Raw genomic sequence first — 14,758 nt, 5'->3', positions numbered from 1 at the left:
TTGTATACCTTAATTTCTCTTTCAGAATTCGAGTGATCTACCGTAATTGCCTTTGAGATAGATATCAATAGCATGAACAAGGGAGATTTTAGAAAGCGGGCACATCAAATGGTGGATTGGATGTCTGATTATTTGGAGCAGGTGGACAATTACCCAGTAATGTCACAAGTTAAGCCGGGCGACATCAAGGCGCAATTGCCCAATTTACCTCCCACGACAGCAGAGTCATTCGAGCAAATAATGGCTGATGTAGATAAGATAATCATGCCCGGAATTACGCATTGGGGGAGTTCCAATTTCTTTGCCTACTTCCCAGCTTCCAAAAGCGAAGCGTCCATATTAGCAGAAATGATGATGGCCAGTCTAGGCACGCAAGGGATGCTGTGGCTCACTTCGCCTGCTGCCACCGAGCTAGAGGAGCAAATGATGCAATGGCTGAGACAAATGATGGGATTGCCGGAATACATGCAAGGTGTAATCCAGGATACTGCTTCATCGGCCACTTTGGCAGCAATACTTTCTGCAAGAGAAAAAGCATCCAATTGGGCAATAAACGAAAGAGGTTTTTCGACTCAAGAAAAATTTGTCGTCTATAGCTCAAATCAAGTGCATTCGTCTATAGATAAAGCAGTGAAGATTGCCGGAATAGGGATTGAAAATTTAAGAAGAATCCCAACTGACGAGAATTTTGCTATGATACCAAATGCCTTGAAAGCTCAAATTGAGAAAGACAAGCGGGAGGGTTTTCAGCCACTTTGTGTCGTTTCTGCACTAGGTACCACAAGTAGCACTGCATTGGATCCAATTGATGCAATTGGGAGTATTTGTGAGGCTTATGGTATATGGCATCATGTGGATGCCGCTTATGCCGGTGCTGCGCTTTTATTACCGGAGTGCCGTTATATGGCCATAGGAATGGAAAAGGCTGATAGCTTTGTATTCAATCCTCATAAATGGATGTTTGTGAACTTCGACTGCTCAGTATATTTTGTCAAAGATGCTCAAACACTCAAAAGAACTTTCTCTGTAAATCCGGAATATCTTAGGACGAGCAATGACGATGAAGTGACCAATTATCGCGATTGGCATATACAATTGGGTCGCAGATTTAGAGCGCTGAAGTTATGGTTTGTAATCCGTAGCTATGGAGTGGAAGGTTTGCAAGAAAAACTCCGTTCACATATAGCCATGGGTCAATGGTTGAAGACAGAAATTGAAAATCATCCCCAGTTTGAATTGATGGCACCCGTTCCATTAAACTTGGTTTGTTTCCGTTTCCTCCCGCCTATGTGCAGCAATGCAGATGAGATCAACCAATCCAACGAGCGTTTATTGAATACCTTAAATGCCACTGGGAAAATTTTCATTACTCATACCAAACTCAATGGAATTTATACTTTGAGACTTGTTCCAGGCAATTTTCATGTTAGTCTTGCCCACGTACAGCAAGCTTGGGAGTTGATAAAAGAAACAGCTATTTCCCTTCAGAAGAAATAATTGAATAAATTTTTGTAAGCTTCAACAACATTATACGAAAAGTGTCGTATATAATTTGGGTTTACGAAATCAATCGTATATCATTGTCACTACGAAACAAATCGTATATGAAACCAACAGAATCAGAATTAGAAATCCTCAATATCCTTTGGGCCAAAGGGCCGAGCACTGTGCGCGTAGTGCATGAGGAGTTGAGCAAGGAAAAAGATGCCGGCTATACCACCACGCTTAAGCTGATGCAGATTATGCATAAGAAGGGCTTGCTAAACAGGGAAGAAGAGCAGCGAAGTCATATTTATACCTCTGCTGTGGGCGAAAAAGAAGCTAAGGGCGCTTTGATAGATCGTTTTTTGGATGCGGCATTTAATGGCTCAGCATCGGAGCTAGTGATGCAAGCTTTGGGTCGCAACAAAACGAGCAAGGAGGAGCTGGATAAGATAAAGGAGCTGATTAAGAAAATGGAAGGAGGTGCAAAATGATTAGCATCGAACAAGTGATTCAATCTGCGGCTTGGTCCTTATTTCATTCACTTTGGCAAATTGGGATTATCGGTATTGTGATTTTCGCCATTTTGCAACTGGACTGGCTTCGTGATCCCAAACAGCGATTTGGCCTTTTGCTAACGGGCATTTCATTTTCTGCATTTGCCTTTTTGGGCACATTTGCTTGGTATATGTATCAATACTCACCAGCAGAAGCCATCTCGTTTGCTGGCTTAAGTTTCGAGGAGTTAATGCTAATGAAAGCAGCTTCGGAATCGATGGAGGCGGAGGCAAGTTTATTGGTGAAAATTGAAGCATGGGTTTTTGCTAATATGCATTACTTGGTATACGCATGGTTAGCAGGTGTGGGTATATTCTTAGTTCGATTTGCGGGAGGTTTGTGGTATGTCAATAGACTCAAAACTCATAATGTATCAATGGCACCTGCAATGGCAAACAAGTATTTACAGAAATGGACAGCGCAGTTTCCGATGCTGCGCAAAGTAAAAGTATTTGAGTCCGCAAAAGTAAATGCGCCTTTGGTAGCAGGTATTTTCAAGCCTGTGATACTATTTCCCATCGGGATGATAAGCCAATTGCATCCGAGCCAAGTGGAGGCAATTTTGGCACATGAGATTGCGCATATACTCCGTAGCGATATGCTTACTCAAACCTTATGTTCTCTTGCCAAGGCACTTTTATTTTATCACCCTGCTATGTGGTGGATGCAGCGAAGCTTGGCAGAGGAGAGAGAATTTGCCTGCGATGAGTTTGCCATTAATCTCACATCCAATCCACCTGCATTAGCCAAAGCTCTAGCAAATGTAAAAGCTTGGGAAAGCAACGAATTAACTATGGCATTCCAGAACAAACAACATTATTTAATCAACAGAATTTCAAGAATATTTGGTATGAAAAATCAAACTGAATCTAACAATTATACAGGCAATTTGAGTGCGTTGGCTATCATATTAGCTATGCTATTCTTACTTCCAGTAGCAGAAGGGCAGGATAGCCCAGAGAGAAGCGAAAAGCTTAATACATCGGAGATCTTAACTTCCGTTTCCGAAATAGGAACAGAGAGTGATGTTAAGAGTATTTTGGAACTTCCTGAAGTAGTAGGACAACAGATTACTGACACTGTTCCTCCAGCGTCGCCTGTTAAAGCGAATGACACTATACCTCCAACGCCACCAAAGGTAAATTGGGAAAAGAATGCTGAGGCAATTGAGAGAGCTTTGAAAAGTATGGAAATGTCTCAAAGCATTTCTATGCAAGAAATTCAAAAATCTATGGATCAGGCTATGAAAAGTATGGATGCGCTTAAAATGATGAATTTTGATTCGATCCAAATATCCGTTGAAAAAGCAATGAAAGTTAGTATGGTGGACGTGGAGAAAGCATTAAAAGCTGCAACTGAGAGTATCAAGAAGATGGATATCTCAGAGGAAGAAAGAAAGGAAATGATGATTGAAATAGAACAGGAACTTGCAAAACAAAAGATAGATATTGCAAGGGAGCTTGAATCTGCAAAATTAGAATTACAAAGAGCAAAGCTTCAAATGGGAAGCGAATTAGATCGTGAAAAAATGCGCCAAGAAATGGAGCAAGCCAAAGCTCAAATGCAACAAGAATTTGAGCAAGCGAGAATCGAATTACAAAAGGAGATGGAAGCCTTAAAAAAGAAAATGGATGAGGAAAGAAAAAGAGAAAATAAGGAAGGCGATAATATTGCTCAATCCGTTTTGAAACAACCTCTTTTTGTAATTGACGGAGTAATTATTTCAAGTGGAAAACACCTAGGAATTACTCAAGACCAAATCAAATCCATTGATGTATTAAAAGGTGAATCAGGAATTCTAGCTTATGGAGAGAGGGGTGCTAATGGTGTAATCCAGATTTCAACGATACATGGTAACGGTCCTGATTCTAATCTATCCGGAGTAGAGATTAGCACAGTTTTGAATAATTCCACAGGAAAGGCACCTAAGCTTAGGGCTAGCTTCTCTCAAGAGGATATTCTTTTTGTGGTGAATGAAACAGTTATGCCTGATTTTGATTTTAAGTCGATGGATATGTCATCAGTTAAATCTATTGAAGTACTGAAAGGAGAAGCTGCAATTTTGAAATATGGTTCAAAAGCAAGTGAAGGTGTTATTAAAATCAATACTAAAGGGAAAATAGAATAAGAAAACAGTATTTTATAAATATATGTATAGGAGCAATTTATTGCTCCTTTTTTTATTAATGCTCATTTAATTTGAATAATAATTAATTAGTTATATATTTAAAGAATTCTTCTTATTAGCAATCAAGTGAATAGGCTTTCGGGCTATAGAGAAGACATTTTATAATTAAATCATATTGTTATGAATAATCTAAAAATGAGGAAGAATAAGTCTTTTATTGAATTCTTGACCTTTGTGCTTTTCGCATTCATAATCATTTTTATGCCTAGTTCAATCATTGCTCAAAGCAAGAATGCACCAGTAAAATTAGGTACTTTGGAACAGGCTCCTGATAAAATCGAAATGGTGAGCTCCACTGAGGCAGAGAATAGAAAAATCAAAGCTGCTGTAGAAATTGATCATCCAATCTATGAAATTGATGGAAAACGCGTGGCTGATCCGACATACCTAGGAATCAAAGCAGAAGATATCAAAGAAGTTAAGATTTTGAAGGTGGCAGAAGCCAAAGCTAAATATGGTGAGAAGGGTCTCAATGGCGCCGTACATATATTCACCAATTCAGGTAATGGAGCTGCGGATATAAAATCCTCTGAGCTCGATCCATTATATCGTGAAAAGTACACTTGGGCACAGAGAGCTAATCCAAGCCGTTATGCTAAAAGGGAAGATGCTATGGATTTATTTTTGCTAATAGACGACAACTAAATTTCGCATTAACACACACATAAAAAGATTTGCTATGAAAATGTTAAAAGTATCTTTAATCACATGCTTGTCAATGATGATTCTGATAAGCACGATACAAGCGCAAAACTCTCCTATTGCTAACAATGAAGGAAGATCTTTCACCATGACTGTGATCGGCGGTGCCAATGAGTTGTTGAGGGCATTAGAGGGAGAGATTAAGCCCATCTATGAAGTAGATGGTAAGCGAGTAGATGAAAGCCAACTCGGGATTTTCCCGGATGATATCAAGTCTGTTGGGATATTGAAATCAGAAGCAGCAAGGGATAAATACGGTGAAGAAGGAAAATACGGTGCAGTGCATATCTACACTTTTAAGGGCAATGGTCCGGATCCGGCCAAGATGCTTAATGTAGACCCATTGGAGAGAGAAAAGGAATTATGGAAGGCTTCTGCCAATACTAGAAAGAATTCTACTTGGGATGATTTCTTGTTGATAGTAGATGGGGTGAAATCTAATAAGCCTTTTAGTGAATTTGGCTTTAAGAATGTAAAGGAGATTAAAATTACAGCAGAGGAAGATCAAATGTTAAAGTACGAGATGGGCGAAAAACGAGGTTTGATCTTCGTGACAACTAAAGATAATAATTGAATTGTTTGTTGATTAATTGATTTTGGCGCTCAATTAAATGAAAAAAGGAGGCAATTTGCCTCCTTTTATTATGCCCTAATTTTTGGTTTTATTTAGTTAGACCAAAGATTGTGTTCAAACTCTAATAGTTCTTGCTCTACCCATTTTGCAGCTAATAATGCTTCTCTTGGGTTTTTTGTGTAGATATCAACCAATGCTCTGTTTTGTGGATTCCAATACTTAATGATATTAGCGGAGAACATTCTAAGTGTGAATGCATCAGCCATATTTAAGTTTGCTTTTTGATTTGAATTATTAAACCAAAAGGCTTCTTCGGGCATACTACGGAAAAGATCGTCTAAATCTTTATATCTAAATGTAGCAACCTCCCGCTGGAATCCTGTTTCAAATTCTTTCGCAGGGATAATCATTTTCACAGCAAGAATGTCCCAGTATGCTCTAGAACGTCTTTTATCAAAAATGAAGTCCTCCATGATTTCTAGAATGGTTATTTGACGCGGGAGGAAATAAAAGTCTCTAGAAGAATCAGCTTCTTCTTCGTCTTCATCGCCCCAGCCTCCGCCGCCCCAGTCATCATTGGCAGCTTCTTCTGTGAAGCCCATTGCTCGTTCTTCATCCGTTAGTGTAGGTGCGCCATAAGCAGGAATTTTCATGTTATCTAAGAACTCCTCCTTGGTCATTCTACGGGTAAGTGAATCACTTGTGTAAGGGAAAAGTCTACCATCATTTACAGCATCAATAATGATTTTTGTTATTTCACTATTGAATGCAAAGAAGGGTTGATTCATCTTCTCACGAAGATCCATTCTTCTCCATACTCTGCGGCGATACATGATTTCAGATTCCTGAATTGGCCTTACAGAATTTTCATTGTATGGGGCAACCCTTTCCTGTGCATGAACCATCTCAGGAAGGAACAATACCACCATAATAAATAAGATTGCCCAATTTTTCATACGCTTTTTAATTTAATGGAATACTGATAAAGGTCGCCGGCATATTGACGTTCTCTATCTCTCCTCTAAAATTTCTTCTCTGTACTTTCACTTCTTCAATCACAATTCTATCTCCAGGCTGAGCTTGACCAATAAAGTCAGATACGTTGGCTTTATCAGAATTATAAACTCTTTCCTGCAGAATTCTTTGTCCTCTACCTAATAAAAGCTTGAAACTTACTACTCTATATTGAGCATCATTTGGTAAGAAGGCTTTAAAGTTTTCTTCTGCAATTGCATTTACTGCAACTTCTCTCACTCCAGCAGCTGGCATTCCTTCTCTCAAGTTTGCAGGTCTTCCATTTACTCCAACTGCTAGCGTTGGTAATGGTATCCTCGACACTTGAAATTTCCTAGATTCGATTGGTGTACCACCACTTGCAATGTTTAACGTAACTTCTGCTGAATTTGGTACAATTGTTACCAAACCTCTTTGCGGACCATTCACAACTGCTGCCCCTTGAGCTGTAAAGCTTGGGTCATAAGCTGCTCCTAAAGCAGGAACTTGGATATTTAATTCATTACCAGCATTTAAGTAAAGTTGTGAAACAGTAGCTGATAAAATTTGAACAACCGGCTTAATTACGAAGTATTCATACTCTCTTGTGAAAGTAGTATCTCCTCCACCAGGAGTTGGCAATTTAATTTCTCCAGTAAAAGTTCTTCTAGCTACGTCGTTTTCGTCATATCCACCTCCCGCTGCTGTAAACTCAATTTTACCTACACCATTTTCTACTGGAATAGGATTGCCGTTTATAGTCATTTCAGGAGCGACAGATGATAATGATGCTGAAAGAAATAGCTCTGCTTCGTATTTTGTACCAGCAGCCACATATTTTGCATCAGCTCTTACCATTGGCAAGATATTATCAAAGCGCAGATCGGAAGCTCCTACACTTCTTCTTAATTCATCTAATACCAAAGCTTCTCTGTTCAGGACTTCAGTAGTCAGTTGAGATACATCAGCAATACCAGCTACAGTAGGTGTCATTTCAAACTTTAAGCTCGCAAAGTCCTTCTGATTTTGATTTGGGTCATTTTGGTACAAAGGATCTTCACTTGCATCTAAAGCAAAATAGGTAATTTGCTCACCTAACCCAGATTCTTGGCGCAAAAAGTCCACATAGCTATTAAGTCTATTTTGTAATATTTCGCCGTTACCTTTGTTGATCATGTGATCAGCTACTTTATCAGTGTTTGTTTTCCCTTGAACTTCGCCATATTCATCTAAACCACCAGTGATTTCAATGAATGTTTCTTTTAGCTCATTCATTTCTCGTACTACAGCTTCCGTTTCTGTTCTTACTCTTCTAGATTTCTCCAAAACAGCAACATCAGCGGCTCTATTACCCGATTCTGATACTGCCGAAGAAATAGCAGCAACAGTCAAATCGTTCTTAGTCCTATCTTCAGCAATAGTTCTTTCGAGACTCTTATTAATAAAAACAAACTTATCAAGTACGGTATTGGTAATGTTCATCGCCAAAAGCGCAGTAAGGGCAAGATATACTAGCCCTATCATCCGTTGCCTTGGCGTTTCTTTTCCTCCAGCCATATTATTAGTCTTTCCTAAAGATTATCAAATACAAAAATTAACTTCTCATTGCAGATAACATACCGCCATAAACTTTATTAAGGGAAGCAATACTTTCGTTTAGCTTGCCTAATTCAGTTTTGAACTGTTGTGTTTGCTCACCTGCTTCACCCATTTGCTTCAATGCATTTGAAAAGCCTTCTAATGATTGAGAGGCAAGTGCATATGATTGGTTAATATGAACCATTGATTCGCTTGCTGCTTTTACATTTTGAGCGTACTCGTTTGTGGCTACTACTGCATTTGATAGCTTGGACATATTTCCAACATTCTCAGAAAGGCTTTTCAGACCAGTACCTAAGCTTTCGATCAATTCTGGGCCAACCTTGGCACTTTCTAAAACTTGATCTAACTGACGAGAAACTGATTTGTCAGCTCCAGCAGGCATTGATTTCTTAGGTGAAGGTGCTGCATTTGGATCAGCTAATTCCGGATAGACAATTGACCAATCATAATCTTCAGATTTTGGTTCAAATGCACTTAGAAAGAAAATGATAGCTTCTGTTCCCAAACCAACCATCAGGAACAAATTTGCACCAGGTAAGTAAGTAAGTTTAAAAAGTACACCGACCAACACGACTGCCGCTCCGATACCATATATCTTAGGCATTATGTTAGTGTAGAAACGATACGAGAAACCGCTTTTTTTTGCGCCCATCTTAATTCAATAGTTTTAAAAGGTTAATTTACTTGTTTTTGTTTTGAAAATCAGCTTGTTAAAAGCTTTTAGATTTTATCGTTGAGTTCCACCAATAAAGCTCATTGCATTTCGGAAACCAATGTATGATCTAGCTGAATCCTTGAAGTCATAAGTTCTAGTACCTGTTTCTAGGTAATAGGCTACGTCTTTCCAAGATCCGCCACGAACAATTTTACGTGGTTCAAATTCATCGTGGTATGTAGGATTCAAATCCCATACTATAGGCATTGCAGCTGGGTTGTATGCATCTTCACACCATTCAGCAACATTGCCTGCCATGTTATAAAGGCCAAAGTCATTTGGTAAGAATGCATCTACAGGAGCTGTATAAGGATAGCCATCATCTACATAGTTACCTCTGCCATTTTTAAAGTTGGCTAGCACACATCCATCACCAGTTCTAGCGTATGGACCACCCCAAGGATATGGAGCCATGTCTCTACCACCTTTTGCAGCATATTCCCATTCCGCTTCATTAGGCAGACGGAATCTAGGCATGGCAAAAAGGCCTTCTTTCGAACGCCAATCGTTTAGGTAATTTGTTCTCCAAGTAGAGAAATATTTTGCTGCTTCCCAGTTTACACCAACTACAGGATAATCGTCGAATGCCGGGTGTTGGTAATAATACTCCAACATAGGATCGAACATATGATGCGTAAAGTCATCTCTCCATACAGTAGTATCCGGATATAGATTTTGATAGATGAATTCTTCTCCAAGACTTTCGAGAGAATCACTCATTATGGATTCCATAAATTGGCGATATCTATTATTAGAGATTTCCCATTCGTCCATGAAAAATGCACTTACAGTTACCTGCTTGTTAAAGTTAATCATGGTGGATGGAACATCCTCATCGGATTGACCCATATGGAACACGCCGGCAGGCACGTATGTCATTCCATACGGAGCAGACATTACCCAACCTTCTCTACCCTGCACGCCGATCAACTGACCTTTGTCATCCTTGGGTCCACCGCCAAAAAGGCCGCAACTTTGGATTAGCAGGCTAAGCGAAAATAGCATGAGTAATGAAGCTATACTTCTAAGCTTTAACCACATATTTTTAAGTTCAATAACCAAATTCCTTTTCCGAAAAAACCAAATAAGAAGATTTAAAATTTTCGATTTGGGTGCTAATTAAGCAATAGTTAAACAAAAAAAAGCACCTTTTAAAAAAAAACTGATAAGAATCTGTTAAGATTTTATCAAAAAATCCTATTTCAAAACCTAAATCTTGGCGTACGTACGATATTTTTGCCGATGGCACCCGTTTTCTTTGGGATGGTGTACTTCAGCATAAATTCATGAGAAGTGGGTGCTTTTGCATCTTGTGATTCAATTACATAATCAAAAGCATATCCAATTTTCAATCTATTGTCCTTTGCCAAGCTGTACCCAATCATGCCAACTGCCGCTTCTGTATTCCTAATCGACACTCCACCCCACATCTTATTATTGTACGTGGCAATAACGTTCAAATCGACCGATGTAGTATTGAAGGCTAAAGATTTTATTAAGATACCTGGTGTGATATCCCAATCAGCGGAGGCTGTTATATCATAACCCGCGGTAAGATATAAGTGTGCTTCGAGCGGATTAGTTGGACCAAAGCTCCCAAAATCAAAATCAGGACGAGAAATGTGATTGTAACTTAAGCCACCAGAAAACTTATTGACTCTCACGTATACTCCAGCTCCAAAATCAGTTGTCATTTGAGTTTCACTACCAAATTGCCTTAATGGATCATTGGGATCATCCCAGCGAAGTTGGTCGTAATTTAATGTTTGAGAATATAAACCACCTCTCATTCCTAAGTTCACAAATCCAGTATTGGTGGTGATTTGATACGAATAGGATAATTGAAGATCTAAATTGCCTAAAGCACCTAATTGGTCATTTACTATGTGTAAACCTAAACCACTTTTGGCTCTTGGAAAAGCTGCGTCAATACTTAATACTTGTGAGCTTGGTGCCCCACCTCTTTCATTTTGAGCGGTGGAATAGCCCACCCATTGACTTCTGTGAAAGGCTGTGACTTGGATGTCACCTTCCACACCAGCGTAGGCAGGATTGAGGAACAACCTATTGAACATGAACTGACTAAATTGAGTGTCTTGCTGAGCATTCGCTATCTGAGCAAAGAATAATGCTGATAAAGTCAACGCACAAGTAAACAGTAATTTTCTCATAAGAGGCCTAAACAAACCTAAATATAGCAATTAAACTTAGGTAGGAGCTAAGTGTTAGGCTAATTACGATAAAGTTTGTCCAAAAGGTTGTTTTTTTTATATGAATGATCACTCAGACGTTATTAGCCTTTTTAATATACAACTCTAATGCACCCGTCATCGAAGGAGCATTTGGGAGCGGTGCTTCTATATCCAAAATCAAGTTTGCTTCACGTACGGCTTGAGCAGTGGTAGATCCAAATGCTGCGATCCTGGTATTGTTTTGCTTGAAGTCCGGAAAATTTTGAAACAAACTGTGAATACCGCTAGGGCTAAAAAAGGCAATTACATCGTAGTTGACGTCGGAGAGGTCAGACAAATCACTAGCTACAGTGCGGTAAATAATTGCCTCACTCCATTTGTAACCACCTTTATCCAAAAACTCAGGTATATCATCCTTGCGAATATCAGAACAAGGGAAAATATACTTTTCGTTTTTATGTTTTTTAATAATGTCAAATAGCTGGTTTGCAGTCTTTTCTCCTGTAAAAATCTTCCTTTTTCTTACCACAATGTATTTGGCAAGGTAATTTGAGGTTTGTTCCGAAATACAGAAATACTTCATCTCTGGGGGCATTTCAATTTTCAAATCTTTCATCAAATTGAAAAAGTGATCTACTGCATTTCTGCTGGTAAATATTACCGCAGTATGATTGAGCACATCAATTTTTTGCTTGCGAAATTCTTTTACACCTACTGGATCTACCTGAATGAAGGGACGAAAATCTATTTTGATTCCGTATTTCTTGGCGAGGATACCATAAGGGGATTTGTCATCGGCGGGTTCAGGTTGAGAAACTAATATACTCTTTACTGACTTGATTCGATCTTTACCTTTTGTCATGCTCAATTTAAATTTTAACACAGGAAAGCCCTAGAAAACTGAAATCAATTTTAAAACCACTACAAGGGGTATGATTTCAGTGGTGCAAAGGTATGAAAATAAATAAGAAAATCGAAGATTAGCGGTTCGAATCAATTTAATAAGAATTATGGCTATGCGGACTGTAAACAGAATGATAATGGCGATAAATGCAATAGTTGCACTCGATGCAATGGGTGCGGATAAGACGAAGAAATTAAACAGAATCCAAAGCAAAACGCCCATGTAAATGATGCTGGAAATTCTGATATAATCAAAGAAGTGGATTGCCTTAAATTGCTCTAGTCCATACAAATATGAACAAACTGATAAAAAAACAAACTTGCCTAGAAATATCAAAAAGGTTACGATAAAACCTATGCCTAAAATAGCCATTAGCAATCCATAACTACTCGTACTGAAAAATTCCAAAAAGGGGGGTAAGTCAATCTGCCAATTCAGTAATACCAGCAATACAAACATCACCAAAAACGAAAAGGTGAGTAAGGCCAAAAATGTTCCTGGGTTAAACTGACGAGACATTATTAATGTGTCCACACTCACTCTAGGAAAAAATACCGCAGCAGGATTAAAATACTCTCTGAATATTTTTGGATAAGAAATTCGCAGCAAAGCCATCAGTAACAATAAAATCACAAAGCCGGTCCCAATAAAATCAGGAAATCTACTTTGCTCTCTTTCCTTTGCAATTAGATTTTTGTCTTCTACAACAACTTGCTGCTGAAATGCTGATGCAATATTCACCGACAAATTTCTACTCAAACTATTACTGCTATGTACACTAAGTAGAATATTTGCCCCATAGATATTTCGCAGGCTATCTGTGGAAAAACGAACTTTCCCTCCCGCTTTTTCTATCAACTGATGGTTGATCCAAACTGAAAATGAGCTCGGCTGCTGTATGCTTATTTCTTTGTATGGATGCTTGGCCAAGTTTATTTCATAATGCAAAACATCATATAAACTCGAATTGGGCTTAGGTAAATAGCTTTGTGAGCCTTGGTCAAATACGAGTGGGGCAACATCAATACGGTCACTTTGTGCTGATGTATTGAAGCTGACAATTAAGCCAAACATCAAAATGAAAAAATGCTTAAAAACGACTGATGTACCCAATATGTATTTTAGAGTTGCTGAACTCAAATTTCTGAAGTTTTGAATTTCCGAGCCCATAAGCCAAATTAAATATTCCCGCATTGGTAGTGAAACTTACCCCAGCTCCTATCCCAAAGGGAGAATCCTCAAATTTAGCAGTTTCAAGTTCGTAATAAAGGTATGCTTGATCATAAAATAGAAAAAAGTAAGAATTAGCATCTAGATAGAATCGAGGTTCCAAATTGAGCATAGCATATTGGGAGGCAAAAAAGAAGTTTTCGTTAAAACCTCGAAGCGAATTGAGTCCTCCAAGTCTATAGAGTTCGTTCAAAAAGAGCTGTTGATTTTCGATCCATCCACCTTGAAATTTGCTGCGAAGAATAATTCTTGAACTCAATTGACTAAATCGCTCAGCAGAAGCTTGAAATGTGAATTTCACACTTCGCAAATCCAAACTCTCATAGAAGGCGGGAGGTAAGGAAGCATTTTCGAGTATTCGCCTATTGCCTATATCCGCGCTTACATTCACATTCCAACCACGGAATGGATGAAATGGATCATCTGTTGTAATCATATTCCAATTCACTCCATAATAGCTGTATTGCGTATCGGCCAGATTGTTGAATTGATCTTGTTCAGAACCTTGCCCAACAGAAAGTAAACTTCCTCGCTGATTGCCCGCGATAAATTTGAGCTGACTCGCATCACCCGCCAAATAGCCCAGCGAAATCCGTAAGTCTGTATTCAAGAAGGAGGAATCTTCCTTGAGTAAATAAAAGCCCAAGTCCAGATCGATCGGTGAATTGAGCAAATTAGGGTGGCCATACTCCATGCGTAGCAATTGCGATTCAGGTCGCATTTTCTGCCATTCTATCCCAAGCCTTTTGCCCGATTGGAATAGGTTGTACAAATCCAAATTGAGCTGGCCTGTCACCAGCACCTTACCAGGATCTAATTCATTAGGAAGCAATCCCAATACACCATCTACTTGATTAACCTTTTGCGCTTCTAACTGCAGCATAGGATAAGCCATATCATCCATAAAAGTCACGGATGGTGCTTCTCGTTGTTTCAGAAAGTTTAATCTTTTGATACGATTATTAATGCGATTAAAAAATTTCTCATTGAATGGCTCACCTTCTCTAATACCCAAATAGCTGGATAGAAAAGAGCTTTTGACCAAATCGCTTGGATTTATCTGTAGCGAATCGAAATAGACTTTTGGGCCGGGAATGAGATTTATCTTAGCGGTAATTCCATCCTCCCGCATTTGCAAACTATCGAGAAGCAATTGGGTGAATGGATAACCGGCATCGATGTTTTCTTGCTGCAATTTGTTCATCAGCGCAGATAGTTGTTTTGGATCTATTCGCTTACCTTCAAAGTCTGACTTTCTGTAGCCAACCTTTCTTAGCATCAGCTCATCAATATTCTCAAGATCCAATCTTGCCCAGCTAAAAATCGGCCCCAAGTATAACTGTATATCCCATTTAGCGCTATCCATTTCTATTCCATCAATATTAGCCGACAAATAACCAATGCTGCGAAAGTCATTCAATGCGTTGGTTATAATGCGTGCTGCTTGCAATGAATCTGCTGCTACCTTTGGCAAATTGGAAATATCCTCGCTGCCTTTTTCTGCCTGCCAATAGAGCTGCATTTCACCTGCCTGCTGTGCAAAGACAGGAGATAAAATAAACGTAAAGGCAATTATTAAAAGGATACGGAACAAAACAATGCTGATTAGGATTAGCTA

At 38.9% G+C, this 14,758-nt stretch carries 13 protein-coding genes; 5 read left to right on the top strand and 8 right to left on the bottom strand.

The features are described 5' to 3' along the window. Nucleotides 1-72 precede the first annotated feature (72 nt). From ACOXY8_RS07855 to ACOXY8_RS07835, 5 genes are all read left to right on the top strand, one after another. On the top strand, nt 73-1,497 hold the full coding sequence (locus ACOXY8_RS07855) for a pyridoxal phosphate-dependent decarboxylase family protein (protein ID WP_458331017.1): 1,425 nt from the start codon (nt 73-75) through the stop codon (nt 1,495-1,497). Nucleotides 1,498-1,604: 107 nt separating this feature from the next. After that, nucleotides 1,605-1,976, top strand: coding sequence for a BlaI/MecI/CopY family transcriptional regulator (locus ACOXY8_RS07850; RefSeq protein ID WP_458331016.1), 372 nt, complete (start codon nt 1,605-1,607; stop codon nt 1,974-1,976). Then, the gene (locus tag ACOXY8_RS07845; RefSeq protein WP_458331015.1) at nt 1,973-4,168 is read left to right on the top strand and encodes a M56 family metallopeptidase; all 2,196 of its coding nucleotides are present in this window, start codon (nt 1,973-1,975) and stop codon (nt 4,166-4,168) included. Before ACOXY8_RS07850 ends, ACOXY8_RS07845 begins: the two co-directional genes overlap by 4 nt. A gap of 180 nt (nt 4,169-4,348) precedes the next feature. Next, nucleotides 4,349-4,873 (top strand): hypothetical protein, encoded by a 525-nt coding sequence (locus ACOXY8_RS07840; RefSeq protein ID WP_458331014.1) that lies wholly within the window; start codon nt 4,349-4,351, stop codon nt 4,871-4,873. A gap of 73 nt (nt 4,874-4,946) precedes the next feature. Then, complete coding sequence (locus ACOXY8_RS07835) at nt 4,947-5,504, top strand: hypothetical protein (protein WP_458331013.1); 558 nt, start codon at nt 4,947-4,949, stop codon at nt 5,502-5,504. Between the two features lie 92 nt (nt 5,505-5,596). Here ACOXY8_RS07835 and porN read toward each other — a convergent pair whose 3' ends face one another. The 8 genes from porN to ACOXY8_RS07795 form a co-directional block, all read right to left on the bottom strand. Further along, nucleotides 5,597-6,460, bottom strand: a complete 864-nt coding sequence (gene porN, locus ACOXY8_RS07830) for a type IX secretion system ring subunit PorN/GldN (RefSeq protein WP_458331012.1) — start codon at nt 6,458-6,460, stop codon at nt 5,597-5,599. A gap of 7 nt (nt 6,461-6,467) precedes the next feature. Continuing rightward, nucleotides 6,468-8,054 carry a type IX secretion system motor protein PorM/GldM gene (gene porM, locus ACOXY8_RS07825; protein ID WP_458331011.1) on the bottom strand — a complete coding sequence of 529 codons (1,587 nt, stop codon included), beginning with the start codon at nt 8,052-8,054 and terminating at the stop codon, nt 6,468-6,470. Nucleotides 8,055-8,091: 37 nt separating this feature from the next. Continuing rightward, complete coding sequence (gene porL, locus ACOXY8_RS07820; protein WP_458331010.1) at nt 8,092-8,751, bottom strand: type IX secretion system motor protein PorL/GldL; 660 nt, start codon at nt 8,749-8,751, stop codon at nt 8,092-8,094. A gap of 75 nt (nt 8,752-8,826) precedes the next feature. Continuing rightward, nucleotides 8,827-9,855 (bottom strand): T9SS ring complex lipoprotein PorK/GldK, encoded by a 1,029-nt coding sequence (gene porK / locus ACOXY8_RS07815; RefSeq protein WP_458331009.1) that lies wholly within the window; start codon nt 9,853-9,855, stop codon nt 8,827-8,829. A gap of 161 nt (nt 9,856-10,016) precedes the next feature. Next, nucleotides 10,017-10,985 (bottom strand): PorP/SprF family type IX secretion system membrane protein, encoded by a 969-nt coding sequence (locus tag ACOXY8_RS07810; protein ID WP_458331008.1) that lies wholly within the window; start codon nt 10,983-10,985, stop codon nt 10,017-10,019. A 112-nt stretch (nt 10,986-11,097) separates the two neighbouring features. After that, nucleotides 11,098-11,868: a uroporphyrinogen-III synthase gene (locus ACOXY8_RS07805; protein WP_458331007.1), complete on the bottom strand. Its 771-nt coding sequence runs from the start codon at nt 11,866-11,868 to the stop codon at nt 11,098-11,100. Nucleotides 11,869-11,898: 30 nt separating this feature from the next. Beyond that, the gene (locus ACOXY8_RS07800; RefSeq protein ID WP_458331006.1) at nt 11,899-13,050 is read right to left on the bottom strand and encodes a DUF4271 domain-containing protein; all 1,152 of its coding nucleotides are present in this window, start codon (nt 13,048-13,050) and stop codon (nt 11,899-11,901) included. Then, nucleotides 13,001-14,734 (bottom strand): hypothetical protein, encoded by a 1,734-nt coding sequence (locus ACOXY8_RS07795; RefSeq protein ID WP_458331005.1) that lies wholly within the window; start codon nt 14,732-14,734, stop codon nt 13,001-13,003. Before ACOXY8_RS07795 ends, ACOXY8_RS07800 begins: the two co-directional genes overlap by 50 nt. Between the last annotated feature and the right edge of the window lie 24 nt (nt 14,735-14,758).

The sequence above is a fragment of the Peijinzhouia sedimentorum genome, from assembly GCF_049340005.1.
Lineage (GTDB): Bacteria > Bacteroidota > Bacteroidia > Cytophagales > Cyclobacteriaceae > CAXBDP01.
This window is presented reverse-complemented; position numbering and strand designations above follow the sequence as displayed.

What these genes read in the sequence shown, in the direction of transcription:
- ACOXY8_RS07855 (WP_458331017.1), top strand. Translation starts at nt 73, where the DNA reads ATGAACAAGGGAGATTTTAGAAAGCGGGCACATCAAATGGTGGATTGG.
- ACOXY8_RS07850 (WP_458331016.1), top strand. Translation starts at nt 1,605, where the DNA reads ATGAAACCAACAGAATCAGAATTAGAAATCCTCAATATCCTTTGGGCC.
- ACOXY8_RS07845 (WP_458331015.1), top strand. Translation starts at nt 1,973, where the DNA reads ATGATTAGCATCGAACAAGTGATTCAATCTGCGGCTTGGTCCTTATTT.
- ACOXY8_RS07840 (WP_458331014.1), top strand. Translation starts at nt 4,349, where the DNA reads ATGAATAATCTAAAAATGAGGAAGAATAAGTCTTTTATTGAATTCTTG.
- ACOXY8_RS07835 (WP_458331013.1), top strand. Translation starts at nt 4,947, where the DNA reads ATGATGATTCTGATAAGCACGATACAAGCGCAAAACTCTCCTATTGCT.
- porN (WP_458331012.1), bottom strand. Translation starts at nt 6,460, where the DNA reads ATGAAAAATTGGGCAATCTTATTTATTATGGTGGTATTGTTCCTTCCT.
- porM (WP_458331011.1), bottom strand. Translation starts at nt 8,054, where the DNA reads ATGGCTGGAGGAAAAGAAACGCCAAGGCAACGGATGATAGGGCTAGTA.
- porL (WP_458331010.1), bottom strand. Translation starts at nt 8,751, where the DNA reads ATGGGCGCAAAAAAAAGCGGTTTCTCGTATCGTTTCTACACTAACATA.
- porK (WP_458331009.1), bottom strand. Translation starts at nt 9,855, where the DNA reads ATGTGGTTAAAGCTTAGAAGTATAGCTTCATTACTCATGCTATTTTCG.
- ACOXY8_RS07810 (WP_458331008.1), bottom strand. Translation starts at nt 10,985, where the DNA reads ATGAGAAAATTACTGTTTACTTGTGCGTTGACTTTATCAGCATTATTC.
- ACOXY8_RS07805 (WP_458331007.1), bottom strand. Translation starts at nt 11,868, where the DNA reads ATGACAAAAGGTAAAGATCGAATCAAGTCAGTAAAGAGTATATTAGTT.